Origin of the sequence: Pseudonocardia sp., from assembly GCF_025465255.1 — a bacterium.
Lineage (GTDB): Bacteria > Actinomycetota > Actinomycetes > Mycobacteriales > Pseudonocardiaceae > Pseudonocardia.
The window spans coordinates 21,651-45,444 of sequence record NZ_JAODNI010000164.1 but is presented as its reverse complement, the minus strand read 5'-3'; the positions used below and the strand labels follow the sequence as shown (position 1 = coordinate 45,444).

Sequence of the window (23,794 nt, the reverse complement as noted above, 5' to 3'; positions counted from 1 at the left end):
GCTGGTCCGGTGCTCGTCGCAGGATTCCCGGCAGGGGCCTTCCAGACCAACTGCTACGTGGTGGCCCAGGCCGCGGGGGAGGCGTGTGTCGTCGTCGATCCCGGGCAGGACGCCGTCGAACCGCTCGAGGCGTTGCTGAAGGAGCATCGGCTGACGCCGGTCGCCGTCCTGCTCACCCACGGGCACTTCGACCACACCTTCAGCGTCGCCCCGGTCTGCGACGGCCACGACGTCCCGGCCTGGATCCACCCGGACGACCGGGCGATGCTCGCGGACCCGATGAAGGGCATCTCGGCGGAGTCCGCCGCCTTCTTCGGCGGTCGCCTGGAGCTGCGCGAGCCGTCGGACGTCCGGACCCTCGACGACCGGTCGTCGCTGGAGCTGGCCGGACTGCGGCTGCGGGTCGACCACACGCCGGGGCACACTCCGGGATCGGTGGTCTTCACGACGGAGACCGAGGAAGGGGTCGAGGTGATCCTCGCGGGGGACACGTTGTTCGCGGGCTCGGTCGGGCGGACGGACCTGCCCGGCGGCTCGCACCAGCAGCTGCTGAACAGCGTGCGGGACCGGCTGCTCGTCCTGGACGACTCCGGCGTCGTGCTGCCCGGCCACGGGCCCACGACCACGATCGGCCGGGAGCGGGCGTCGAACCCGTTCCTGCAGGACCTCTCCACCCCGGCGCGGACCGGAACGACACGGGGACGTGGACTGTGAGCACGGCGCAGGCGAAGCAGACGGACAGGGCGCAGTCCTTCGCCGCACCGAAGGGGATCCCCGAGTACGTCCCGCCGGGGTCCGCCGGGTTCACCCACGTCCGGGACACCCTGATCGCGGCGGCGGACCGCGCCGGGTACGGGCACATCGAGCTGCCGGTCTTCGAGGACACCGGGCTGTACGCCCGCGGCGTCGGCGAGTCCACGGACGTCGTCAGCAAGGAGATGTACACCTTCTCGGACCGCGGCGGGCGGACGGTGACGCTGCGGCCGGAAGGCACCGCGGGCGTCGTCCGGTCGGTGATCGAACACGGGTTGGACCGGGCCGGGCTGCCCGTCAAGCTGCGCTACGCCGGGCCCTTCTTCCGGTACGAGCGGCCGCAGGCGGGCCGGTACCGGCAGCTGCAGCAGGTCGGCGTCGAGGCCATCGGGGTGGACGACCCGGCGTTGGACGCCGAGGTCATCGCGGTCGCGGACGAGGGGTTCAAGGCCCTGGGCCTGCGCGGGTACCGCCTCGAGCTCACCTCGCTCGGGGATGCGGAATGCCGCCCGGCCTACCGCGCGCTGCTCCAGGAGTTCCTCGCCGGGCTGCCGCTGGACGAGCCGACCCGCGAACGTGCGCGGATCAACCCGCTGCGCGTGCTGGACGACAAGCGGCCCGAGGTCCGGGCGATGATGGCGAACGCCCCGCTGCTCCTCGACCACCTCTCGCCGGCGTCGGCGGAGCACCACGCCGCCGTCCTGGCCCACCTCGACGACCTGGGGATCGCCTACGAGGTCAACCCGCGGATGGTGCGCGGCCTGGACTACTACACGAAGACGACGTTCGAGTTCGTGCACGACGGCCTGGGCGCCCAGTCCGGGATCGGCGGCGGCGGGCGCTACGACGGACTCATGGAGACCCTCGGTGGCCAGCCGCTGTCCGGGGTCGGGTTCGGCATCGGGGTGGACCGGACGCTGCTGGCCTGCGGCGTCGAGGGCGTCCAGCCGTGGTCGACGGCCCGGGCCGAGGTCTTCGGCGTCCCGCTGGGCGACGAGGCGAAGCGGCGGCTGGTGGTGCTGGCCGGGCAGCTGCGCCGGCTCGGGGTGCGGGTCGACCTCTCGTACGGCGGCCGCGGGCTCAAGGGGGCGATGAAGTCCGCGGACCGCTCGGGCGCGCGGTACGCCCTGGTGCTGGGGGAGCGGGACATCGAGGCCGGCACGATCGGCGTCAAGGACCTGGTCTCCGGCGAGCAGCGGGCCGTCGCGCTGGACGCGGTGGTGGCCGAGGTGGCCGGGCTGCTGCAGGCGTGAGCCTCGCCGACCGGTCCCGGTGGGACGCGCGGCACGCGGCCGTCGGCCCGGCCGTCCCGATGCCGCCGGACGCCCTGCGCGGCCGCGAGGAGCTGCTCCCGGCCGGTGGGCGGGCCCTGGACGTCGCGTGCGGGCGGGGCGGCGTCGCGGTCTGGCTGGCGCAGCGGGGACTCGCCGTCGACGCGGTCGACGTGTCCGGAGCGGGTCTGGACACCGCCCGGGCCCTGGCGGTCCGGGCGGGCGTCGAGGTCCGGTTCGTCGAGGCGGACCTCGACGAGGGCCTGCCCGTCAGCGGGCCGTACGACGTCGTGGTCTGCCAGCGCTTCCGGGACCCCGCGCTCTACCCGGCGCTCGCCGAGGCCCTCGCGCCGGGCGGGCTGCTGGTGGTCGCGGTCCTGTCAGAGGTGGAGGACGAGCCCGGGCCGTTCCGGGCCGCCTGCGGTGAGCTCGTCGCCGCCTTCGCCGACCTGGATCATCTCGCGGCTTCCGAGGGGAACGGCGAGGCGGCCCTGGTCGCCCGTGCCCCCGCCTGACCGCGTCGCCCGGCCGGAGGGTGTCCCTCGGCGAACGCGGTGATCACCCCGGCTGCCACGGCCGCCCGCTCGAGCATCCCGGCGATGCTGACGTGCTCGTGCCGGGCGTGGGCGCCGCCGCCGACGGCTCCGAGGCCGTCGAGAACCGGGCGGCCGAGGGCGGCGGCGAAGTTGCCGTCGCTGGCACCGCCGACCGCGGTCTCGGCCAGGTCGACACCCAGCTGTGCGGCGGCGCTCCGGGCGAGCTCGTAGACCGCGACGTTCGCCGGCCCGCGCTCCATGACCGGTCGGTTCCAGCCTCCCCGGACGTCGATCCCGACCCGGCGATCGCGCGGGGTCAGCCCCTGGAGCAACTCGTCGATCCGGGCCTGGGCCGCGGCCGAGCGCACCCGCACGTCGATCCCGGCGTGCGCCGACCCCGCGACGACGTTGGACCGGGTGCCACCGTGCAGGAGCCCGACGTTGACCGTGGTTCCTTCGTCGTGGTCGGTGGCGGCGTGCAGGACCGAGACCACCCGGGCGATCTCGTCGATCGCACTGGCCCCGGCGGCGGGATCGAGACCGGCGTGCGACTCGACGCCGCGCACGTGCACCTCGAACAGGCCGACCCCCTTGCGGGCGGTCTTCACAGCGCCGTCGGCGCTCGCCTCGAAGACCAGCACGGCCGCCGCGTCGGCGCAGGCCCGTTCGATCAGCGGCCGGGAGAACGGGCTCCCGACCTCCTCGTCACCGTTGAGGAGCAGGCGCAGCCGCGGGAGCGGCAGCCCGGCCCGGCGCAGCGCCAGCACGGCCCAGACCGCCTGCACGAGGCCGGCCTTCATGTCGAACACCCCGGGACCGGTGACGATGTCGTCGTCGACGCGCACCGGCCACTCCGCCAGGGTCCCGGCAGGCCACACCGTGTCGTAGTGCGCCAGCAGGGTGAGCAGCCCCGCCCCCGTGCCCGCGTACTCCAGGACCAGGACGTCACCGTGATCGGGCGAGGCGTGCAGCGTCCGGCTGTCCGGTTCACCGAGCCGCTCGGTGACCCAGTTCTGCACGTACCGCAGTCCCGCCGCCAGCAGTGCCGGGTCGTCGCTGGGGGTCTCCCGCCCGGCGTAGCCGACGAGGTCGCCGAGCAGGGCCTCGCGGTGACCGACCAGCCATCGGTGCAGGGCCGGGACGTCGAGGCCGTCGAGCGCGGACGGGGCGGGGACGCCGTAGCCGGTCATCGTAGGGCCCCCGCCAGCTCGGCGATCCGTCGTTCGTCCATCGTCGCTCCCCCTTCGAGCTCGGTGATCTGTTCGACCAGGCGCTGGATGCCCGGGATGGCCACGCCGCGGCGGCCCGCCCGGTCGAGCACCGGGCGGTAGTGGGTCGGGACCTCGGTGGGCCGGTGGCGAACCGCGAGGTCGCGCCAGATGCCGCTGCGGTCCTTGCCCTGCGTACGCAGCCGCGCCATCAGCATGTCCGTGGCCGCGTCCCGGGCGTCGTCGTCGCCCCGGTACGGGCGGTCACCACGTCACCCAGCGCCGCGAACGCCTCGGCGACGGCCGGCCCGATACCTCCCGCCGCCCCCGTGACCAGCACGTGCCGGGGGTGCGGAACGGCCGGCGTGCTCACGTCAGCTCCCGGCCACGGGTCTCGGGCATGGTCGCGTAGACCGCCACCCCGACCAGCGCAGCCGCTGCGACATAGACCCACACGAAACCGGCCATGTCGTGGGTGCTCATCCAGGTGGTCACGTACGGCGCGGTCCCGCCGAACACCGCGACGGCGAGGGCGTAGGGCAGCCCGATCCCGGTGCTGCGCACCTCGGCCGGGAACTGCTCGGCCATCACCACCGCGCAGTTCGCCGAGTACCCGGCCAGGAAGGTCAGGCCGACGAGCTCGACCACCAGCAGCGGCCAGAACCCGCCGAGTTCCAGGAGCCGGAAGGCCGGGTAGGCGAGCACCGCGAATCCGATCGCGAACGCGAGCAGGGTGGGTTTGCGACCGACGCGGTCCGACAGCAGTCCCACGAACGGCAGCAGGCACAGGAAGTACGCCAGCCCGATGGTGTTCGCCAGCAGCGCGTCGCTGAGCGGGATGCCGGTGGCCGCATGGGCGTAGCCGGGCATGTAGCTGACCCACACGTAGTAGGTGAGCGTGCCGGCGATCGTGATCAGGACGACCCGCAGGGCCGCGCGGGGATGGTCGGTGAGCATGCCGACGATCGGGTTCCGGCCGCGGTTGCGGCCCTCGGACTCGACACGCCGGAAGCTCTCGGTCTCCTCGACGCTGACCCGCAGCCACAGCCCGACCAGGCCGAGCAGGCCGCCGACCGCGAACGCGATCCGCCAGCCCCAGGACTCCATGGCGGCGTCGCTGAGCACGGAGGTGAGCACGAAGCCCATGAAGGAGGCGATCAGCGCACCGGCACCGACCGACACCTGCTGCCAGGAACCCGCGAAGGCCCGCCGCCGCGGCGCGGCCGACTCGACCAGGAACGACGACGACGATCCGAACTCGCCGCCCGCGGAGAAGCCCTGCACGAGCCGGGCCGCCAGCAGCACCAGCGGCGCGGCGATGCCGATGGTGTCGTAGGTGGGGCACACGGCGATGACGAACGCGGCGCCCGCCATCAGCCCGATCGTCAGGGTGAGGCCCTTCTTGCGGCCGTGCCGGTCGGCGTAGGCGCCCAGCAGCGCGCCGCCGATCGGCCGCATCACGAAGCCGACCGCGAACACCGCCAGCGTCGACAGCAGGGCCGCCGCATCGTCGGTGCTCGGGAAGAACCGGCCGGCGAAGATCGGGGCGAGGGTGCTGTAGACGGCCCAGTCCACCCACTCGACGGTGTTGCCGATCGCGCCGGCGACGATGGCCTTGCGCTGGGGGCCGGTGAGGCGGGTACCCGACGGAGGCGCCGCCGGCCCGGTGGTCGTCCCGCTCATGTGACGGGTCCTCCGGCGGGGGTGAGCCGGGCGCGGGCGACGTCCGCGACCTCGGCGTGGGTGGCGAACCAGACGTCGTCGTGAGCGGCGATGTACGCGATCAGCTCCCGCAACACGACGAGGCGGGACCGATGCCCGATGACATGCGGGTGCAGGGTGAGCTGGAACAACCCGCCCTCGGCGCGGGCGGCGTCGAACTCGTCGCGCCACAGGTCGAGCAGCGCCCGCGGCGGCGTGTAGGGCCGGAGCGCGCCGTAGCGGTCCATCATCAGGTAGGGGGCGTCGTCGCGGATCCACTCCACCGGGATCTCGACGATCCCGGTGCGCCTGCCCGCGGCGAGCAGCTCGTAGGGCTCGTCGTCGGCCATCAGCGAGGAGTCGTAGCGCAGCCCGAGCTGCTCGATGATCGCCAGCGTGTTGTCGGAGAAGTCCCAGCTGGGGGTCCGGATCCCGACCGGCCGGACACCGCTCAGCCTTTCCAGCACCTCGAGGGCGCGGAGGGTGAGGTCGAGCTCGTCGTCCCGTCCGAGCAACATGTTGCGCTCGTGGATCCAGCCGTGCACGGCGACCTCGTGCCCGCCGGCGATGTAGGCCTCGACCTCGGCGGGGTGCAGCAGGGCGGAGACCGCGGGCATGAAGAAGCTGGCCGGTACCGAGTACTCCGCGAGCAGCTCCAGGATCCGGGGGGCTGCGACGCGTGACCCGTACTCGCCCTGGGCGAGCTTGCCGGGCCTGGTCTCGCCGTCACGCAGGGGGATGGTCTCGTGGTCGGGGTCGAAGGAGATCGCCACTGCGACCCTCGCACCACCCGGCCAGCTCGGTGGCACCAGCCGCTCGCCCGCGCGGACGCGTTCCACGTGCCCGCGCCAGGTGGGCTCGTCCCATTGCCACGGCTCGCGTTCGGTGGTCATGTCGTGTGCTCCCTCGGGTCGGGGCGTGTGAGATGGGGGTTGCGGGTGTCGGGGTCCCGGGTGCCGTCCGGGTTGATGTGGATCCAGGCCCGCTTGAGCGTGCGGGCCTGCAGCGTCATGTCGGCAGTGCGGACGCCGGGCAGCGCACCGATCACGGCCGTCATGTAGTGGTAGAGGTCGCCGTAGCCCGCCAGCACCCCGTGCAGGCAGAGGTTGAACCGCCCGGTGGTGGCGCTGACGTAGCGGGTGGAGGGTTCCGCCGCCAGCCGCACACCGACGTTCTCCAGCTCGCTCGGCTCGACCGTGAACCACTGCATGAACTCGACGTCCAGACCGATCAGGGGGGCCTCGAACAGGGTCCGGAACCGCAGGCATCCCCGGCGGACGAGCGACTCCACGCGGCGCGCCGCCGTCGACTCGCTCACCCCGACCTCGGCCGCGATCTGCGCGTAGGTCGCCCGACCGTCGGCGGCCAGGGTCGCGGCGATCGCGAACTCCTGTTCGGTCAGCTGCTCGGTCTCCTGCCACTCCCGGTGCCCGGACGGGATCCCCTCGGGCCGCAGGAGGGCGGACGCCCGTGGCCCGAGCAGGCCGGTGTCCCATTCCTCGAAGGCGGAGAACTTTCGGACCACCACCATCGACTCGGTCTCGACGACGTCGTCGCGCCCGGGCAGTTCCTCGGCCAGCACCCGCGTGATGTCCCGGTGGTCGGCGACCACGAACTCCGCGACCACGTCGATGCTGCCGGTGACGACCGTGACGAACCGCGTGACGGACAGGTCGGCGAGCGCTCGCGCGACGGACGAGGCCGTGCCCGGGCGGCACCGCAGCCGCACCATCAGGGAGATGCCCAGCCCGCAACGGAGGTGGTCGAGCACGCCGGTGACCCCCACGAGGCGGGAATCGACCAGCTGCTGCCCGCGTCGTGCCACCGTCGACTCATTGGCCTCGATGGCCCGCGCCACCTGCTTCCACGGGGCCCGGCCGTTGAGCTGCAGAGCCGCGACGACGTTGCGGTCCAGCTCGCTCGGTTTGACGGTCTCACTCACATAGTCAGCGTGAACTGCGGGGAACCGGCATGTCAATGCCTGGAACTGAAGGAAACCTGCACGCAATACGCAACAGTGAGCGTGGCTACCGGTCGTCCGGCCGTTCGCGGCTCGCCACCAGCGCGGCGAGACCGGTGGTGATCGGGACCGAGGCGACCAGGCCGATGCTCCCCACCAGCGTGCGCACGATCTCCGTCGCCACGTCCTGCGTGGTCAGCACCTGGCCCAGGTTCTGCGCGGACACGGTGAAGAGCAGCATCAACGGCAGCGACGCGCCCGCGTAGGCGAGCACCAGGGTGTTCACGGCCGACGACACATGGTCCCGCCCGATCCGCATCCCCGCGCCGAAGAGCGCGCCCGCGCCCAGGGCCGGGTTGGCCCGCCGCAGCTCCCAGACCGCGCTGGTCTGGGTGACCGTGACGTCGTCGAGCACTCCGAGCGCCCCGATCAGGACGCCCGCGAGCAGCAACCCGCGGGCGTCGACGGGCGTGCCCAGCGTCGCGATGAGGCTGGCGGTCGTGTCGTCGAGGCCGGTGAGGCGGGCGAGCCCGGAGAACAACGCGCTCAGGCCCGCGATCAGGGCGAGGGAGACCAGCGTGCCGAGCACCGCCGTCGACGTCCGGGCGGAGAACCCGTGCGTCAGGTAGAGGACCAGGAACATGATCAGGCACGACCCGACGACCGCGACGGCCAGCGGGTCCGACCCCGCCAGCACCGCGGGCAGCACGAACAGCGCCAGGACGACGAAGCTCAGCCCGAGCGCGACCAGGGCCGCGAGCCCGCGCCACCGCCCGAGGATCAGCACCGCGACGGCGAACGCCGCGGCGAGCCAGATCAGCGGGCCGGTGCGCTGGAAGTCGACGACCTGGTAGGAGCCGGCGTCGAGCGGATCCCCGCCGGACCACGCCAGGACGATCTGGTCGCCGACCGCGAACCGCGGCGTCGAGGGCTCGACCGGGACGAGCTGGACGAGGTCGCGGCCGGCGACCGGCCCGTCGGCGAGCCGCAGGGTCAGACCGGTGCAGCCGCCGTCGCCGGAACCGGGGGTGCAGTCCGCCCGGGCCGCCGCGTTCACCTGCGCGTGGAGCAGTTGCTGGGGCGGCTGGGTCGGGGCCGGCGTCTCCCCGCGTGGCCACAGCAGGACCAGCCCGACGAGCGTCGCGAGCCCGCAGGGGATCAGCAGCGCGGCGATCAGGACGCGGACGCGACGGCCCGCCGGGGAGGCGGGGGAGTGTCCGTGTCCGTGACCCGTGGCCGCCGGAGCGGGTTCCGCCGGGATGCGGGGCCGCCCGTTCCGCGGGGCGATCGGGGCGCCGGACACGACCTCGGCGGGGCCGTGCGGATCCGTGGCGGCGGGCTGCAGGGCGGTGGTCGGCGGGCGCGGCCGGGGAGACGGCCGGCCGTCCTCGGGGCGGCGCTCCGCGAGCGGCGAGTCGCGGCCGTACTGCGCGGACGGGGCAGGTCCGGGGGGCCGGTCCGGTTCGGGACGCCGGCCCGGCTCACGGAACGGTCCGGGGACCCGGCCTCCCGCGTGCTGTCCCGGGCCGCCGGCACGGGGCGGCGGTCCCATCAGGTCGTCGACCAGGTCCCCGACCGTCCGAGGCTCGGGCGGGGGCGCGTGCCGGATCAGCGGCTGGCCGCGCCCGGGCGTCGGCGGGTCGGTGCGGCGCCGCCGGTGGCGCCCGGTGTCGGACACGGCCCGAGGTTCCTCCGGTCGTCCCGGCACTCGCGGATGCACGCCGCCATCCTGCCCAATCCGTCACGGAGGCGTGGCACCGCTTCACCCGGTCGTGTCACTTTCCGGCTCGGACGATCACCGAGAGCAGCAGGACCACCAGCAGTCCCACCACCGAGATGACGTCTCCATCATCGACCAGCTCTTGATCGTCTGCCCGAAGTACTCCTTCACCAGCCAGAACCCGGCGTCGTTGACGTGGGAGAAGAACAGCGAGCCCGCCCCGACGGCGAGCGCCAGCAGGGCGACGGTCGGTGCATCCAGTCCCGCGGCGAGCGGAGCCACGATCCCGGCGGCGGTGATCGTGGCCACGGTGGCCGAGCCGGTCGCGACGCGGATCCGGCGTCGATCAGGTCTGCTTGAAGCCGCTACCGGCGCCGACGATCAGCAGGATCCCCGCGATCGGCGGCAGCGAGCCGCCGATCGACCGGGAGAGCTCGTGCCGGTCCATCCCGGCCGGCAGGCCGAGCAGGACGATCGCCGTGACCACGCCGACGAGCAGCGCGACGATCGGCTCGCCCGCCACCTCCAGGGCGGACCGCACGCCGTCGCCGTCCGGCAGGGTCACCTCGGCGACGGCGCGGATCAGCATCAGGACGACCGGGACGAGGACGACGACCACCGCCGCACCGACGCCGACCCGGCCCCGCCGCTGCTCCTCGGGTGCCTCGGCCGGCACGTCCGCCTTCCCGTCCGGTGCGACGTCGGGCGCCGTCACCGGCACCCACCGCACGGCGAGCTTCGCGAACAGCGGACCGGCGACGAGCACCGTCGGGATCGCGGTGGCCAGGCCGAACAGCAGGGTCAGGCCCAGGTTCGCCCCCAGCGCGTCGATCGCGACCAGCGGGCCCGGGTGGGGCGGGACGAGCCCGTGCAGCACCGACAGCCCCGCGAGTGCCGGGATCCCCACCGCGACGATCGGCAGCCGCAGCCGCCGCGCCACCAGCGCCACGAGCGGCCGAGCACGGCGGCGCCGGCGATCAGCGCGAGGAACGGGTGGACGTCCAGCTAGGTGATCAACAGCACGATGACGGCGATCCCGAGGAGCGCCGCGACGACGAGCTGCGTGCTCCCGACCGCCGGGGTGGCCGGCGGGGCCTGGGTCAGGACCAGGGCGGTCACGACGCGGCCCTCGGGAGGGCGACGCCGTGCGCGGCGAGGGCCTCGGCGGCCTCGTCCACCACGGCGGCGACGTCGTGCTCGGCGCCGACCTCGATCCCCGGCTCACCGGCCTCGAGCGGTTCGAGGGTCGCGAGCTGGCTGCCCAGCAGGGACGCGGGCATGTAGTGGCCGGTGCGGTGTTCGAGCCGGTCCCGCAGCGCGTCCTGCGACGCGACGAGATGGACGAACCGGACCGACGGGTGCCCGTCGGTCAGGATGTCCCGGTACGGGCGGCGCAGCGCCGAGCAGGTCAGCACCGCGTCGCGCCCCGCCGCCTCCTGCTCACCGATCCACTCGGCGACCCGGTGCAGCCACGGCCACCGGTCCTCGTCGATCAGCGGGTGGCCGGCGGCCATCTTCTGCCGGTTGGCCTCGGGATGGAGCTCGTCCCCCTCGGCGAACGCCCAGCCGGTGCGGCGCACGAGCTCCGCCGCGACCGTGGTCTTCCCCACCCCGGAGACCCCCATCACGATCAAGGTCGTGGTGCTCGGTGCTGCGGTCATGACTTCCAGCTTCCGACATCGTCCGAAGCGCCGCTCACCCTGCGGGCGATCAAGGTCTGGCGCTACGATCGAATGTATGTTCGAATAGCGGGGTGCGATGGAGCGGACAGCAGGTACTGGACGACGGGATCGGCGACGACGCGGCGCTGCCGGGCCTGCGCGGCCTCCTGCGCTCCGTCCGCACGCCCGAGTTCGCCGGCACGGTGTTCCACGAGGTGGAGGCCAAGTCCGCGTTGAACCGGGTTCCCGGGTCGTCGCCGATGCCGTTCTCCTGGACCGTCAACCCGTACCGCGGCTGCTCCCACGCGTGCGTCTACTGCCTCTCCGGGGACACCCGCGTCCTGCTCGCGGACGGCAGCACCCGGCCGATCGCCGAGCTCCGGGAAGGCGACGCGGTGCTCGGCACCCGTCCCGCCGGGCCGGACGGGCGCCGGTTCTACGTGCGGACGAGCGTGCTCGCCCACTGGTCCACCCGGCGGCCGGCCTACCGGGTCATGCTGGCGGACGGGACGCGGCTGGTCACCAGCGGCGAGCACCGCTTCCTCACGGACCGGGGCTGGCGGCACGTCGCGCCGGGCTGGTGCCGCAGCGGCCGCCGCCCGCACCTGCGGCAGGGGAGCGTCCTGCGTGGGCCGGGCGCGGCGGCCGTCGGCGCGGGATGCGGGGAGCGGCGCGAGCGCGGCCCGTATCGCGACGGCTACCTGTGCGGCCTGGTCCGCGCGGAGGGCGCTCCGGGGCGGACGGCTCCGGGGGAGGCGTTCCCGTCGGACTGGCTGGAGCTGGAGGCCCTCGGGCGGGCGCACCACCTCATCGCGGGCCTGCGGGACCGCGCGCCGGTGGGGGCCGGGGCGCAGGCGGTGCGGCCGGCCCTGTCGCGCGTCGTCGGCTGGCCGGACGCGCCGTGCGTCGCCTGGTCCGAGGGGTTCGTCGCCGGGGTGCTCGACGCCGCGGGCGAGGTGTCCGGGGGAGCGCTGCGGATCGTCACGGCGGACGGCCTGCTGATGCGCCGCGCGGCGGACGCGTTGCGGCGCCTGGGCTTCCGGGTGGGGGTGGAGGCCGGCCCGGTGCGGGGCGGGCGGTCCCTGCGGCTGCTCGGCGGGGCGGCGGAGCACCTGCGGCTGATCCGCACCGTGGACCCGGCGGTGGCCCGCCTGCGAGACCTCGACGGCGCGCTGCTGGAGCAGCCGCCGGAGGGCGGGCAGGAGGTCGTGTCCGTCGAGCGGCTGGACGTCGAGATGCCCATGTACGACATCACCACCGGCACCGGGGACTTCGTCGCCGACGGCGTGGTCAGCCACAACTGCTTCGCCCGCAACACCCACACCTACCTGGACCTGGACGCGGGCAAGGATTTCGACAGCCAGATCGTCGTGAAGGTCAACGTGGCCCGGGTGCTCGAACGCGAGCTGACCGCGCCGCGCTGGCAGCGCGAGCCGGTCGCCCTGGGCACCAACACGGACCCGTACCAGCGCGCCGAAGGACGCTACCGGCTGATGCCCGGCATCATCCGGGCGCTCGCCGGCTCCGGGACGCCGTTCTCCGTGCTCACCAAGGGGACGGTGCTCAGCCGCGACCTGCCGGAGCTCACCGCCGCGGCGCGGGACGTGCCTGTCGGGCTCGGGGTGTCGATCGCGCTGTTGGACCGCGGGCTGCAGTCGCACCTGGAACCCGGCACGCCGTCCCCGGAGGCGCGGCTGGACCTCGTCCGCCGGATCACGGACGCGGGCCTGAGCTGCGGGGTCATGGTCGCTCCGGTGCTGCCGCACCTCACGGACTCACCCGAGGCGCTCGACGCGGTGCTCGGCCGGATCGAGGCGGCGGGCGCCACCGGCGCGAGCGTGTTGGCCCTGCACCTCCGTCCGGGCACGCGGGAGTGGTTCATGGCATGGCTGGTGCGGGAGTATCCGGCGCTCGTGCCGCGCTACGAGCGGCTCTACCGGCGCGGCGCGTACGTCGACCCGGCCTACCGGAAGGCGCTGGGCGAGCGGGTGGCGCCGCTGCTGCGCCGGCACGGGCTCACGGGCGCGGTCACGACACTGAGGAGTCGAACACTGCGGGACCAGGCGGGAAACGGCGCTCCGGAGAGCCCCGAGCCCCGCCCCGAGCAGCTGACGCTCCTGTGACGCCCGGGGCCGGATCACCGGAGCCAAACCTGCTGGCGGACCCCGGGTGGTACCCGGATAGCCTGTTCCCTCGTGATGCGTTCCCACCCTGTCGGCACCCTGCGTGCCGAGCATGCCGGCCAGACCGTGACCCTCGCCGGATGGGTGGCCCGGCGCCGCGATCACGGCGGCGTCATCTTCATCGACCTGCGGGACGCTTCCGGTTCCGCCCAGGTCGTCTTCCGCGAGGGCGAGATGGCGGAGCGGGCCCACCGGCTGCGTTCCGAGTTCTGTGTCCAGGTGACCGGCGAGGTCGTCCGGCGCCCGGCCGGCAACGAGAACCCCGAGCTGGCCACCGGCGCCATCGAGGTCACGGTGACCGACCTGACGGTCCTCTCCGAGTCGGCGCCGCTGCCGTTCCCGATCGAGGGGGACGTCGAGGTCGGTGAGGAGATCCGGCTCAAGTACCGCTACCTCGACCTGCGCCGCTCGGGCCCGGCCTCGGCGATGAGGCTGCGCAGCGCGGTGAACCGCGCCGCGCGCTCGGTGCTGGACGAGCGGGACTTCGTCGAGATCGAGACCCCGACGCTCACCCGCTCGACCCCCGAGGGCGCGCGGGACTTCCTGGTCCCCGCCCGCCTGCGGCCCGGCTCCTGGTACGCGTTGCCGCAGAGCCCGCAGCTGTTCAAGCAGCTCCTGATGGTCGGCGGCATGGAGCGGTACTACCAGATCGCCCGCTGCTACCGGGACGAGGACTTCCGCGCGGACCGCCAGCCGGAGTTCACCCAGCTGGACATCGAGATGAGCTTCGTCGAGCAGGACGACGTGCTCGCGCTCGCAGAGGAGATCCTCGCCTCGCTGTGGAAGCTCGTGGACCACGAGATCCCGCGCCCGATCCGGCGGATCAGCTACGCCGAGGCGATGGACCGCTACGGCTCGGACAAGCCTGACCTGCGCTTCGACATCGAGCTCACCGAGCTCACGTCGTACTTCTCGGGCACCGGGTTCCGGGTGTTCCAGAACCCCTACGTCGGCGCCGTCGTGATGCCGGGCGGGGCGAGCCAGCCCCGCAAGCAGCTCGACGCGTGGCAGGAGTGGGCGAAGCAGCGCGGCGCCCGCGGGCTCGCGTACGTGCTGGTGGACGAGGACGGGACCGTCTCGGAGAAGGGCCCGGTCACCAAGAACCTGTCCGAGTCCGAGCGGGCGGGGCTGCCCGCGGCCGTCGGCGCGAAGCCGGGCGACGCCATCTTCTTCGCGGCCGGCCGGCCGAACGAGGCCCGGACGCTGCTCGGCGCCGCCCGCCAGGAGATCGCCCGCCGGATCGGTGCCATCGACGAGAACGCCTGGTCCTTCGTCTGGGTCGTCGACTTCCCGCTGTTCGAGTCCGCGGACGAGACGGACGACGTGGCCGTCGGGCACGGCAAGTGGACGGCGCTGCACCACGCCTTCACCTCGCCGACCCCGGACTGGATCGACAAGTTCGAGTCGGACCCCGGCAACGCCCTGGCCTACGCCTACGACATCGTCTGCAACGGCAACGAGATCGGCGGCGGGTCGATCCGTATCCACCGCGCGGAAGTGCAGAAGCGCGTCTTCGAGATCATGGGCCTGAGCGAGGAGGAGGCGCAGGAGAAGTTCGGCTTCCTCCTCGACGCCTTCGCCTACGGCCCGCCCCCGCACGGCGGCATCGCCTTCGGCTGGGACCGGATCACCGCGCTGCTCGCGGGGATGGACTCGATCCGGGAGGTCATCGCCTTCCCGAAGACCGGCGGCGGCTACGACCCGCTGACCGGGGCGCCCGCGCCGATCACGCCGGAGCAGCGCAAGGAGGCGGGCGTGGACTGGGTCCCGCCGAAGCCCGCCCCGGCGCCCGCCGGGACGGACCCGGCCACCGCGGCCGCGAAGGCGGACACCGAGGGCGGCGGAGCCTGAGGCCCCGCCGTCGTCCGGTCCGGGGGGATGGCGCCCTGCTCCGGGTGACCTCCCCGCCCGCCACGACGGACGAGCTGGTGGCCTTGCTCGACGCGCCGCGCTCGGTCTGCTGCTCGCGCGGCGGGTCCGTCCGCGGTGGGGGCGTGGCCGACCGCTCCTCCGGGTAAGGTTCCCTGCGATGTCTGGTGACCTGGCTGGTTTCCCCAGGCCGGTGCTCGCCGCGCTGGCTGCAGCGGAGCGTCTCCTGACGAGGCGCGCCGGGGCCACCGTCGTCCTCGCGGACCCGGAGGACCTCGGCGGCAGTGAGCGGTCTGTCGTCGCGCGGGCCCGGGTCGCCCGCAACCCGTTCTCGCTGCCGCGCACCCTCGTCGTGAAGCACTACCTCGGCGAGCCGGCGGCGGACCGGCCGGACCCGTTCCACTACGAGGTCGCGAGCTGTCAGCTGTTCACCGCGCTGCCCGCGGACGCGCGGCCGAGCCCGGTGATCATCGCGCACGACCCGACGGCGCGGCTGCTGGTCCTGGAGGACCTCGGCCGCAGCTCCACGCTGGCGGACAAGCTGTTCTCCCCCGACGCCGCGACCGCGCAACGGTGCCTGCTGAGCTGGGCCCGCGCCGTCGGGCGGATGCAAGCGGCCACGGCAGGGCGGGAGGGGGACTTCGAGGCGCTGCTGCGCCGGCAGGGCGAGCGGACCCGCCGGGACCCGATCGCGGACCAGGCGGACAAGGCCTTCGCGGGCCTGCCCGGGCTGCTGAAGGAGGTCCTCGGCGTCGACACGCCGCTCGCGGCCGAGCACGAGGTGCACGAGACCACCCGGCTGCTCGGGGGGACTCGCTACCGGGCGTTCAGCCCGTCGGACACCTGCCCGGACAACAACCTCGTCACCAGCCGCGGCGTGCGGTTCGTGGACTTCGAGTGGGGCTGCTTCCGGGACGTCGCGCTGGACGCCGCGTACTTCCGCGTCCCGTTCCCGGGCTGTGAGTCCAGCTTCGCGCTGCCCCCCGGGATGTCCGAGGCGATGCTCGAGGCCTGGCGGAACGAGATCGCCGCCGTCTGGCCGGACCTGGACGACCCGGAGCTGCTCGACGAGCGGCTGAGGGACGCCCAGCTGCTCTGGGTCTGGCTGTGCACCTGGTGGCTGCTGCCCCGGATCCGGGAGAAGGACACCTTCGCCGGGCCCGACCCGAGCCGGTCCCCACGGATCAGCTCCGCGTTGGGGGGCTACTGGCGGCGCGTCGGCGAGCAGGCGGACACCGCGGGCCGCCCCGGCACAGCGAAGCTCGCCGAGGCGATCCTCACCGCGCTCGCCGCGCGGTTCACCGACACCCCGCCCGACCTGCCGCTGTACCCGGCCTTCCGCGCCGCCGGCTGAGCCGCAACGTTCCACGGCCGGTCCACGCGCCGTCACTCCGCGCACACCCGGCGGGCGGTCTCGCCGGGAGATCCTGCGAGCGTGACCGAGACGCTCACCGTCCCCGTCCGTCCCTCCCACCCGTCGCCCGTCCGCACCCTCGCGGTGCTCGGCGACTCCACCGCCGCCGGGCTCGGTGACCCTCTGCCCGACGGCCGCTGGCGCGGCTTCGCCGTCCTCCTGCGGGACGCCCTCGGCGGGCCCGGGGACGTCACCCTCGTCAGCACCGCCCGCACCGGCGCCCGGATGGCCGACGTCCGCCGCGACCAGCTCGACCCCGCCGCCCGCTGCGCGCCGGACGCCGCGGTGCTGTGCGCGGGGATGAACGACACGCTCCGCTCCGACTTCGACGCCGAGGACGTCGGCCGGGACTGCGCCGCGACGGTGCGCACGTTACGGGCGGCGGGGGCGCACGTCGTCGTCCTGCGGTTCCACGACCACACGCGGGTGTTCCCGCTGCCCGGCCCGCTCCGGCGGGCGCTGCGTCTCCGGATCGAGGCGCTCAACGCGGCGATCGACCGCGCGGTCGCCGGGCTCGACGGCGTCCAGGTCCTCGACGCGCACGCGCTCCCCGGCGGCTACGAGCGGGACGCGTGGAGCATCGACCGGCTGCACCCGTCCGAACTCGGGCACCGGTTGCTCGCCGGCGGGGTGGCGGCGCTGCTCGTCGGGGCCGGGTTCGGCGTCCCGTTCCCGGTCGGCACGCAGTGCGCGGGCGGCCGTGCGGTGAGCGCGTTCGACCGGGCGGCCTGGCTGCTGGTACGGGGGACCCCGTGGCTGGCCCGCCGCGGCCGTGACCTGGGCCCGGTGATCGTGCAGGGTTTGGTCACCGGGCTGCGTGGCGCTCCGGGCCCACCCGCGCGGACCCGCGTACGGCTACGCGCTCACGGGGTAGGAGGCGCGGGCCGCCACCTCGCCGGTCTCGATCTCGAGCAGGGTGTCCCGGGTGCAGGGGCCGCACAGCCAGCTGACCGTGCCGCCCGGGCCGTGGTGGCTGCTCCACTCCAGTCCGCGCGCGTCGGCGGCGGTCCGGGGGCGGGCACATGACGGGCAGTGCGCGGGTTTCGCGATGTCCATGCCGACGAAGAGTGACCTGCCCGCATTGCCGAACTGTGAACGGACGGCTCTTCCGTGTTGCGTTCGGGAGAAGTGTGTGCCGTGTCGTCAGAGCGAGTGGAGGAACCGGTCGATCCGCACCAGCGCCTCCTCCAGCTGCGGCAGCGCCGTCGCATACGAGCAGCGGATGTGTCCCTCGCCGGACGGCCCGAACACGTTCCCGGGCACCACGGCGACGCTCTCGGCCTTGAGGAGGCGCTCGGCGAACGTCTCCGAATCCAGCCCTGAGCCGCGGATGGACGGGAACGCGTAGAACGCCCCACCCGGCTCCGGGCAGTCCAGGCCGATCTCGCGCAGGCCCTTCACGAACACCCGGCGGCGCCGGTCGTAGTCCGCGACCATCTCCCTGACGTCGCCGTCGGCGGCGCTGAGCGCCTCGACCGCCGCGATCTGCGAGACGTGCGGCGCGCACAGCATCGTGTACTGGTGCACCCGCACGCAGAGCTCCGCGACCGGGGCCGGCGCGCAGATCCAGCCGACACGCCAGCCCGTCATGGCCTGGGCCTTGGAGAACCCGCCGAGCACCACCGTCCGCTCCCGCGCGCCCGGGACGGCCCCGAGGCACGTGTGTACGCCGTCGTAGGTCAGCCGGTCGTAGATCTCGTCCGAGATCAGGTAGAGGTCGTGCTTCTCGGCCAGCCGGACGAGCGCCCGCAGCGCCGCCACGGGCTGCACCGCCCCGGTCGGGTTGGCGGGCGAGCCGATCAGGATCGCCTTGGTGCGCGGGGTGATCGCCGCCTCGACGGCCGCCGCGTCGATCGCGAAGCCGTCCTCGGCACGCGTCGCCACGCGGACCGGGACGCCCCCGCCGAACGCGACGCACGGCTCGTACGCGACGTAGCAGGGCTCCGGGACGATCACCTCGTCGCCCGGGTTGAGCAGCACCCGCAGCGCCAGGTCCAGGCCCTCGGAGACGCCCGTGGTGATCAGGCACTCGGTGTCCCACGCGTAGTCGGCGTCGTAGCGGGTGGCGAGCTCGGCGCAGATCAGCTTCCGCAGCTCCGGGAGCCCCGCGTTGGACGTGTACGTGGTGTAGCCGTGCTCGAGGGCGTAGATGCCGGCCTCGCGGATGCGCCAGGGGGTGACGAAGTCCGGCTCGCCGACGCCGAGGGAGATGACGTCGTCCATCTCGGCGGCGATGTCGAAGAACCGCCGGATGCCCGACGGCGGGCAGGCGGTGATCACGTCGTTCAGCGGCTTCACGGGCTCGTCCTCGGCGCTCGGGAGTGACCGGGTGTCAGGGGTGACGGGGCGGTCAGGGGGTGACCGGCATCAGGGGGTGATCGGGAGCCGGTGGTCCGGGTCCGGCTCGGCGAAGTTGTCCCCGTCCTGCTTGTGCGTGGCGAGGACGAAGTGGGTCGCGGTGGCCTGCACCCGGTCGATCGTCGAGAGCTTGCGGCTCACGAAGTCGCTGACCGCGCGGATGTTCGAGCCGACCACGGTGCAGCGCAGGTCGTGGCCGCCGGAGACCAGGTAGACGCTGCGCACCTCGTCGAAGCGGGAGATCCGCTGTGCGACGTCGTCGAACCCGACCCCGCGCGCCGGGAGCACCGCGACGTCGATGAACGCCATGACCTCACCGGCGTCCGCGCCCTCGACCGCATCCCAGTTCACGACCGCCTTGTACCGGCGGATCACGCCGGAGGCCTCCCAGGCCCGGATCTGTGCGGTCACCTCCGCGACCGGGAGGCCCGTCATCGTCGCGATCGTGTCGTGACTCAGCGTCGAGTCGCGTTCGAGCAGTTCCAGGATCTCGCGCACGGTGTCCGACCCTACGTCCCCGCTCACGCCCCCGGTCGGGTGGCTCGTGCCAGCCGGTGCACCGCCTCGACCAGCAGCGGCTCGGGGTAGGAGGCGAAACAGCAGCGGGCCGCGTGGGACTGGTCCTCGGCGACCCCGAACGCACTGCCGGGCACGAACCCGACACCGTGCTCCAGTGCCCGCGGCAGCAGCGCGGTGGTGTCCGTGCCGTCGGTGAAGTCCAGCCAGCAGAACATCCCGCCGGTGGGCGTGGAGCGCACGACCCGGTCCTCGAAAACCTCGTCGACGGCGCCGGTCAGCGCTGCGGCGCGGTCGCGGTTGGCGGTCCGGACGGTGCGGAGGTGGCCGGCGAACCATGCGCCGTCCGCCAGGAGCTCGGCCGCGATGGACTGGGTGAGTGCCGAGCCGCACAGGTCGGTGCTCTGCTTGAGCAGCTCGACGCCCGCGGTCAGCGCGGGCGGCCCGACGAGCCAGCCGACCCGCAGCGCCGGCGCCACGACCTTCGATGCACTGCCCAGCCGGACGACGCGGTCGCCGTGGGCCGCCAGCGGGCGCGGTGCGGCGTCGGCGAAGGAGAGGAGGCCGTACGGGTCGTCCTCGACGGCCAGGAAGCCGTACCGGTCGGCCAGCGCGGCGAGCTCACGCCGCCGCTCCTGGGACAGCGTCACCCCGCGCGGGTTGTGGAAGCTGCTGACGGTGTGGACCAGCCGCGGGCGGAACCCGCCGGCCAGGCGCTCGGCGAGGACGTCGACGCGCAGGCCGTGCGCGTCGAGCGGGACCGGTCGGACGTCCGCGCCGGCCGCCTGGAACACCTGCAGCGCGCCCACGTAGCAGGGATCCTCGACGACCACGGGGTCCCCGGGGTCGAGCACCGCACGGGCCAGCAGGTCGAGGGCCTGCTGCGACCCGCTGGTCACGACCACGTCCGAGGGCGCGACGGGGCGTTCGAGGCGTGCGGCCTCGTGGGCGGCGACGACGTCGCGGAGCCGGGCGAGGCCCGCCGTCTCGCCGTACTGAACGGACGCGGGGGAGGACAGGGCCCGGTCCGCGGCGACCGCGATGCGCTCGCGGGGGAGGAGGTCGGCGGCGGGCAGGCCGCCGGCCAGGGACAGGACGTCGTCGCGGGCGGTGAGGGTGAGCAGGTCCCGGATGGCGGAGCCGCGGACGTCGCGGAGGCGGCGGGACAGCGGGACGGGGACGTGGGTGGTGGGCACGGGAGATCCACTTCGGAAGGCTGCGGGAGGTGGGCCGGGCACGGTCCCCGGCGGTCGCCCCGGGCGTGGATCGGTCGCGGCGGGGTGGGGCGGCGCGGCCCGGGTGGGGCCGCTCCGTCGAGGATGGCCCCGTTTCCCACCTATCGGTACCGATTTCCCAGAAAGTGGAACTGGTTCAGGTTTCGAACGGGTCACGAGAGTGCCCATCACCTGTATGGACGCTTCCTCGACCCCTACGGTCTGACCTCATGTCGAGCTACCCGCCGCCCGATGAGGACGGCCAGCGCCAGGGATCCGACGAGGGTGCGCGGCCCGCGCAGGGCCAGGCGGACCAGGGCGGCCAGGTTCCCGAGGGCGGCCAGGTGCCTCCGGGCGGCCAGGTTCCCGAGGGCGGCCAGTACGGCCGGCCCGGGCAGGAACATCCCCAGCAGGGCTATCCCCAGCAGGGCGCCTACCCCCAGCAGGGCGGCCCTCCCCCGCAGGGTTACCCACAGCAGGGTGGCTACGGCCAGCAGGGGGCCTACCCGCAACAGGGCGGCTATCCGCAGCAGGGTTACCCGCCGCAGGGCGGCTACCCGGACCAGGGCGGATACGGCCAGCAGGGCGCCTATCCGCAGCAGGGCGGCTATCCCGAGGGCTACGGCCAGCAGCCGGGCGCCTACCCGCAGGGCTACGGCCAGCCCGGCGGCTACCCGCAGCCCGGCGGCTACGGTGCCGCGCCGGTCGTCGACGACCCTCTGGTCCCGGTGTCCTTCGGCGACTGGTGGTCCAAGGTCATCGGCGTGCTGGCGCGCAGCTGGCAGTCGCTGCTGATCATCCAGGTCGCCACGGTGGTGCCGGGCCTGATCGTCGGCGCGCTGATCGGCCTGCTGGCCGGGACCGGCTCGAACATCGGACTGATCATCGTCGTGTCGGCGGTCTCGGCCCTCGTCGTCATCGCGGTGTCGCTGCTCGCCCAGGGTGCGTCGGTGTTCATGGCGGTGCGGGAGGCGACGGACCGGCCCACGTCCCCGGGCGAGGCGCTCCGGTTCGCCGCCGGCCGGGCGCTGCCGCTGCTCGGCTGGGGCGTCCTCGCCGGGATCATGGTGGTGATCGGCTTCATCCTGCTGGTGTTGCCGGGCATCTACCTCCTCGTGGTCTTCGGTGCCGCGCTCACCGGCGTGATCATGTTCGAGAAGGCCGGGATCGGGCGGGCGTTCGAGCTCGTCAACCGGCGCTTCTGGCCCACCTTCGGCCGGCTGATCACCTTCGTCATCGCCGCGGCCATCTACATGGGCATCGTCGAGGCGGTCCTCGGCCTGTTCCTGGACCCGAACGGCTTCGCCTACTCGCTGCTGTCGAGCCTGCTGAGGCTGCCGGTCACGCTGGCATCGGTCGGGGTCGCGGTCGTGACGTACGCGGAGCTGCGCCACCACGAGAACCCGAACGTGACGACGCCGGTGCTGGCCGACGAGCTGCAGCGCTGATCCCCCCAAGGGATCGTCGGTGCCGGATGGCACGCTGGAGGCGATGAGCACCGACGGACTGTTCGAGCTGGACGACGAGCCCGCCTCCGAGCCGGAGGCGGGCTCGGTCTCGTCGAACGCCGGCGCGCCGCTCGCGGTCCGGATGCGGCCGCGGACGATGGAGGAGGTCGTCGGCCAGCGCCACCTGCTCAAGCCCGGTGCCCCGCTGCGCCGCCTCCTCGAGGGCGGCGCGCCGGCGTCAGTGCTGCTCTACGGGCCGCCCGGCACCGGCAAGACCACGCTCGCCCGGCTCATGGCCCGGGCCGGGGACGGCACCAGGCACTTCGTCGCACTCTCGGCGCTGTCGGCCGGGGTGAAGGAGCTGCGCGCGGTGATCGAGGACGCGCGACGGCGGTTGGACCGCAGCGGGCAGCGGACCGTCCTGTTCATCGACGAGGTGCACCGCTTCTCCAAGACCCAGCAGGACGCGCTGCTCGGCGCCGTCGAGGACCGGCTCGTCCTGCTCGTCGCCGCGACCACCGAGAACCCGTCGTTCTCCGTGGTCTCGCCGCTGCTGTCCCGCTCGCTCGTCCTGCAGCTCCAGTCCCTGGAGGAGGACGAGCTCCGGGAGCTGCTCGCCCGGGCCGTCTCCGACCAGCGCGGCCTGAACGGCGCCGTCACCCTCGCCGACGACGGCGAGGCCGCCCTGGTCCGCCTCTCGGCCGGGGACGCCCGGCGTGCCCTCACCGCCCTGGAGGCCGCAGCGGACGGCGTCCAGGCCGACGGCAGCGGGGTCATCGACCTCGCCGCCGTCGAGCGGGCCGTCACCGAGGTCGCCGTGCGCTACGACCGGGCGGGGGACCAGCACTACGACGTGATCAGCGCCTTCATCAAGTCCATCCGCGGCTCGGATCCCGACGCCGCGCTGCACTACCTGGCCCGGATGATCGTCGCGGGGGAGGACGCGCGGTTCATCGCGCGCCGGCTGATGGTGCACGCCAGCGAGGACATCGGGCTGGCGGACCCCACGGCGTTGCAGGCGGCGACGGCGGCCGCCCAGGTCGTGCAGCTCGTCGGGATGCCGGAGGCCCGCCTGGCGCTGGCCCAGGCCACCCTCCACCTGGCGACCGCACCCAAGTCCGGTGCGGTGGTCTCCGCGATCGACGCGGCGATGGCGGAAGTCCGGGCGGGCGCCGTCGGCGCGGTGCCGCCGCACCTGCGGGACGGGCACTACGCGGGCGCGCAGAAGCTCGGCAACGCGGTCGGCTACCGGTACCCGCACAGCGTGCCGGACGGCGTGCTCGCCCAGCAGTACCCGCCCGACGAGCTGGTCGGTAAGGACTACTACGTGCCGACGAACCACGGCGCGGAACGTGTGCTGTCCGAACGGCTGCCCAAGCTCCGCCGCGCGGTCCGCGGCTCAGGCCCGGCGCCCGAGAAGGGCTAGCGCCTCGGCCCACGGGTCGGCGTCGACGGCCGGGAGCGCCGGCGCGAAGGCGGCACCCGGTGCGGTCCGGGCGGGCCCCGCGGGCACGAGCCGGGCCTGTTCGAGCACGGCGGCGACCAGCTCGTCGTCCGGGCGCTCGCCCGCGCCGAGCGCCGTGGTGACGTCCCAGGTGTGCACGACGGTGTCCAGCAGGTGCATCCCGACGACGACGCGGAGCGGGAAGCGGCGCGTCGGGTGGATCTCGGCCAGGAGCACGGCCCGGTCCGCGGGGGCTCCGGCGAGGGCCGCGGTCAGGGCGTCCGCGGAGGCGGGCCAGCCGCCGTGCGGGAGCGGGGCGAAGTCCACGAGAGCCGGCTCGGCGTCGATCACCGCCGTGGCGAACCCGACGTTCTGCCCGGTCATGTGCGCGAGGAGGGCTTCGAGGTCCCAGCCGGCGCAGGGCGTGGGCCGGGCGAGATCCTCTCCGCGGACCGCCGTGACTACCTCGGTAGCCCGGGCCAGCGCGCGCCGGTGCAGCTCGATCGATGTCACGGAGAGACGGTCTACCAGGTCTCCG

The 23,794-nt window shown here is 74.0% G+C and carries 23 protein-coding genes; 9 read left to right on the top strand and 14 right to left on the bottom strand.

The genetic code is table 11. The features are described from left to right. Positions 1-9: 9 nt before the first annotated feature. Genes JWP64_RS19560 through JWP64_RS19550 form a run of 3 tightly spaced genes read left to right on the top strand, consistent with a single transcriptional unit; the run spans position 10 to position 2,539 of the window. The gene (locus JWP64_RS19560; RefSeq protein WP_297499221.1) at positions 10-714 is read left to right on the top strand and encodes an MBL fold metallo-hydrolase; all 705 of its coding nucleotides are present in this window, start codon (positions 10-12) and stop codon (positions 712-714) included. Continuing rightward, a complete protein-coding gene (gene hisS / locus JWP64_RS19555) occupies positions 711-2,006 on the top strand; it encodes a histidine--tRNA ligase (protein WP_297499219.1) in 1,296 nt (431 codons plus the stop codon). Before JWP64_RS19560 ends, hisS begins: the two co-directional genes overlap by 4 nt. Beyond that, the gene (locus tag JWP64_RS19550) at positions 2,003-2,539 is read left to right on the top strand and encodes a class I SAM-dependent methyltransferase (RefSeq protein ID WP_297499216.1); all 537 of its coding nucleotides are present in this window, start codon (positions 2,003-2,005) and stop codon (positions 2,537-2,539) included. The genes hisS and JWP64_RS19550 overlap by 4 nt, the downstream gene beginning before the upstream one ends. Here the strand turns inward: JWP64_RS19550 and JWP64_RS19545 are convergent. The 10 genes from JWP64_RS19545 to JWP64_RS19500 form a co-directional block, all read right to left on the bottom strand. After that, positions 2,479-3,750 (bottom strand): M20 family metallopeptidase, encoded by a 1,272-nt coding sequence (locus JWP64_RS19545; protein ID WP_297499214.1) that lies wholly within the window; start codon positions 3,748-3,750, stop codon positions 2,479-2,481. The two genes, JWP64_RS19550 and JWP64_RS19545, sit on opposite strands and share 61 nt — an antisense overlap. After that, positions 3,747-3,980: a hypothetical protein gene (locus JWP64_RS19540; RefSeq protein WP_297499212.1), complete on the bottom strand. Its 234-nt coding sequence runs from the start codon at positions 3,978-3,980 to the stop codon at positions 3,747-3,749. Before JWP64_RS19540 ends, JWP64_RS19545 begins: the two co-directional genes overlap by 4 nt. Next, entirely contained in the window at positions 3,980-4,141 is a 162-nt protein-coding gene (locus JWP64_RS19535; protein ID WP_297499210.1) for a hypothetical protein, read from the bottom strand. The genes JWP64_RS19540 and JWP64_RS19535 overlap by 1 nt, the downstream gene beginning before the upstream one ends. Beyond that, positions 4,138-5,451 (bottom strand): MFS transporter, encoded by a 1,314-nt coding sequence (locus JWP64_RS19530; RefSeq protein ID WP_297499208.1) that lies wholly within the window; start codon positions 5,449-5,451, stop codon positions 4,138-4,140. Before JWP64_RS19530 ends, JWP64_RS19535 begins: the two co-directional genes overlap by 4 nt. Next, positions 5,448-6,362, bottom strand: a complete 915-nt coding sequence (locus JWP64_RS19525) for a polysaccharide deacetylase (protein ID WP_297499206.1) — start codon at positions 6,360-6,362, stop codon at positions 5,448-5,450. The genes JWP64_RS19530 and JWP64_RS19525 overlap by 4 nt, the downstream gene beginning before the upstream one ends. After that, entirely contained in the window at positions 6,359-7,411 is a 1,053-nt protein-coding gene (locus JWP64_RS19520) for an Lrp/AsnC family transcriptional regulator (protein ID WP_297499204.1), read from the bottom strand. Before JWP64_RS19520 ends, JWP64_RS19525 begins: the two co-directional genes overlap by 4 nt. An 85-nt stretch (positions 7,412-7,496) precedes the next feature. Continuing rightward, on the bottom strand, positions 7,497-9,107 hold the full coding sequence (locus JWP64_RS19515) for a YibE/F family protein (protein ID WP_297499202.1): 1,611 nt from the start codon (positions 9,105-9,107) through the stop codon (positions 7,497-7,499). Between the two features lie 117 nt (positions 9,108-9,224). Beyond that, complete coding sequence (locus JWP64_RS19510; protein ID WP_297499200.1) at positions 9,225-9,458, bottom strand: hypothetical protein; 234 nt, start codon at positions 9,456-9,458, stop codon at positions 9,225-9,227. 37 nt (positions 9,459-9,495) lie between these two features. After that, positions 9,496-10,089, bottom strand: a complete 594-nt coding sequence (locus tag JWP64_RS19505) for a hypothetical protein (protein WP_297499198.1) — start codon at positions 10,087-10,089, stop codon at positions 9,496-9,498. A gap of 175 nt (positions 10,090-10,264) precedes the next feature. Next, positions 10,265-10,810 (bottom strand): gluconokinase, encoded by a 546-nt coding sequence (locus tag JWP64_RS19500; protein WP_297499196.1) that lies wholly within the window; start codon positions 10,808-10,810, stop codon positions 10,265-10,267. Positions 10,811-10,902: 92 nt separating this feature from the next. Here JWP64_RS19500 and JWP64_RS19495 point away from each other — a divergent pair, with 92 nt between their 5' ends. The 4 genes from JWP64_RS19495 to JWP64_RS19480 all read left to right on the top strand — a co-directional run bounded on the left by JWP64_RS19495 (position 10,903) and on the right by JWP64_RS19480 (position 17,302). Then, positions 10,903-12,933 carry an intein-containing Rv2578c family radical SAM protein gene (locus tag JWP64_RS19495; RefSeq protein ID WP_297499194.1) on the top strand — a complete coding sequence of 677 codons (2,031 nt, stop codon included), beginning with the start codon at positions 10,903-10,905 and terminating at the stop codon, positions 12,931-12,933. A gap of 72 nt (positions 12,934-13,005) precedes the next feature. Beyond that, positions 13,006-14,844: an aspartate--tRNA ligase gene (gene aspS / locus JWP64_RS19490; RefSeq protein WP_297499193.1), complete on the top strand. Its 1,839-nt coding sequence runs from the start codon at positions 13,006-13,008 to the stop codon at positions 14,842-14,844. 178 nt (positions 14,845-15,022) lie between these two features. Further along, complete coding sequence (locus JWP64_RS19485; RefSeq protein WP_297499191.1) at positions 15,023-16,216, top strand: hypothetical protein; 1,194 nt, start codon at positions 15,023-15,025, stop codon at positions 16,214-16,216. 81 nt (positions 16,217-16,297) lie between these two features. Then, entirely contained in the window at positions 16,298-17,302 is a 1,005-nt protein-coding gene (locus JWP64_RS19480) for an SGNH/GDSL hydrolase family protein (RefSeq protein ID WP_297499189.1), read from the top strand. A gap of 117 nt (positions 17,303-17,419) precedes the next feature. Here JWP64_RS19480 and JWP64_RS19475 read toward each other — a convergent pair whose 3' ends face one another. The 3 genes from JWP64_RS19475 to JWP64_RS19465 all read right to left on the bottom strand — a co-directional run bounded on the left by JWP64_RS19475 (position 17,420) and on the right by JWP64_RS19465 (position 20,346). After that, entirely contained in the window at positions 17,420-18,574 is a 1,155-nt protein-coding gene (locus tag JWP64_RS19475; RefSeq protein WP_297499187.1) for an aminotransferase class I/II-fold pyridoxal phosphate-dependent enzyme, read from the bottom strand. Between the two features lie 69 nt (positions 18,575-18,643). Next, positions 18,644-19,132 carry an Lrp/AsnC family transcriptional regulator gene (locus JWP64_RS19470; protein WP_297499185.1) on the bottom strand — a complete coding sequence of 163 codons (489 nt, stop codon included), beginning with the start codon at positions 19,130-19,132 and terminating at the stop codon, positions 18,644-18,646. 23 nt (positions 19,133-19,155) lie between these two features. Continuing rightward, a complete protein-coding gene (locus tag JWP64_RS19465; RefSeq protein WP_297499183.1) occupies positions 19,156-20,346 on the bottom strand; it encodes a PLP-dependent aminotransferase family protein in 1,191 nt (396 codons plus the stop codon). 248 nt (positions 20,347-20,594) lie between these two features. On the opposite strand from JWP64_RS19465, the gene JWP64_RS19460 reads away from it, so the two are divergent. Together JWP64_RS19460 and JWP64_RS19455 are read left to right on the top strand one after the other, a co-directional pair. Continuing rightward, on the top strand, positions 20,595-21,812 hold the full coding sequence (locus tag JWP64_RS19460) for a hypothetical protein (protein WP_297499181.1): 1,218 nt from the start codon (positions 20,595-20,597) through the stop codon (positions 21,810-21,812). Between the two features lie 43 nt (positions 21,813-21,855). Next, on the top strand, positions 21,856-23,238 hold the full coding sequence (locus tag JWP64_RS19455; protein WP_297499179.1) for a replication-associated recombination protein A: 1,383 nt from the start codon (positions 21,856-21,858) through the stop codon (positions 23,236-23,238). On the opposite strand, the gene JWP64_RS19450 is transcribed toward JWP64_RS19455, so the two are convergent. Then, positions 23,212-23,769, bottom strand: a complete 558-nt coding sequence (locus JWP64_RS19450; protein WP_297499177.1) for a TIGR03086 family metal-binding protein — start codon at positions 23,767-23,769, stop codon at positions 23,212-23,214. The two genes, JWP64_RS19455 and JWP64_RS19450, sit on opposite strands and share 27 nt — an antisense overlap. Positions 23,770-23,794 lie beyond the last annotated feature (25 nt).

Bases quoted from the DNA above. Each gene is read 5' to 3' on its own strand.
- JWP64_RS19455 (WP_297499179.1), top strand. From the start codon at position 21,856: ATGAGCACCGACGGACTGTTCGAGCTGGACGACGAGCCCGCCTCCGAG.
- JWP64_RS19460 (WP_297499181.1), top strand. From the start codon at position 20,595: ATGTCGAGCTACCCGCCGCCCGATGAGGACGGCCAGCGCCAGGGATCC.
- JWP64_RS19530 (WP_297499208.1), bottom strand. From the start codon at position 5,451: ATGAGCGGGACGACCACCGGGCCGGCGGCGCCTCCGTCGGGTACCCGC.
- JWP64_RS19525 (WP_297499206.1), bottom strand. From the start codon at position 6,362: ATGACCACCGAACGCGAGCCGTGGCAATGGGACGAGCCCACCTGGCGC.
- JWP64_RS19485 (WP_297499191.1), top strand. From the start codon at position 15,023: ATGTCTGGTGACCTGGCTGGTTTCCCCAGGCCGGTGCTCGCCGCGCTG.
- JWP64_RS19545 (WP_297499214.1), bottom strand. From the start codon at position 3,750: ATGACCGGCTACGGCGTCCCCGCCCCGTCCGCGCTCGACGGCCTCGAC.
- JWP64_RS19540 (WP_297499212.1), bottom strand. From the start codon at position 3,980: ATGGCGCGGCTGCGTACGCAGGGCAAGGACCGCAGCGGCATCTGGCGC.
- JWP64_RS19500 (WP_297499196.1), bottom strand. From the start codon at position 10,810: ATGACCGCAGCACCGAGCACCACGACCTTGATCGTGATGGGGGTCTCC.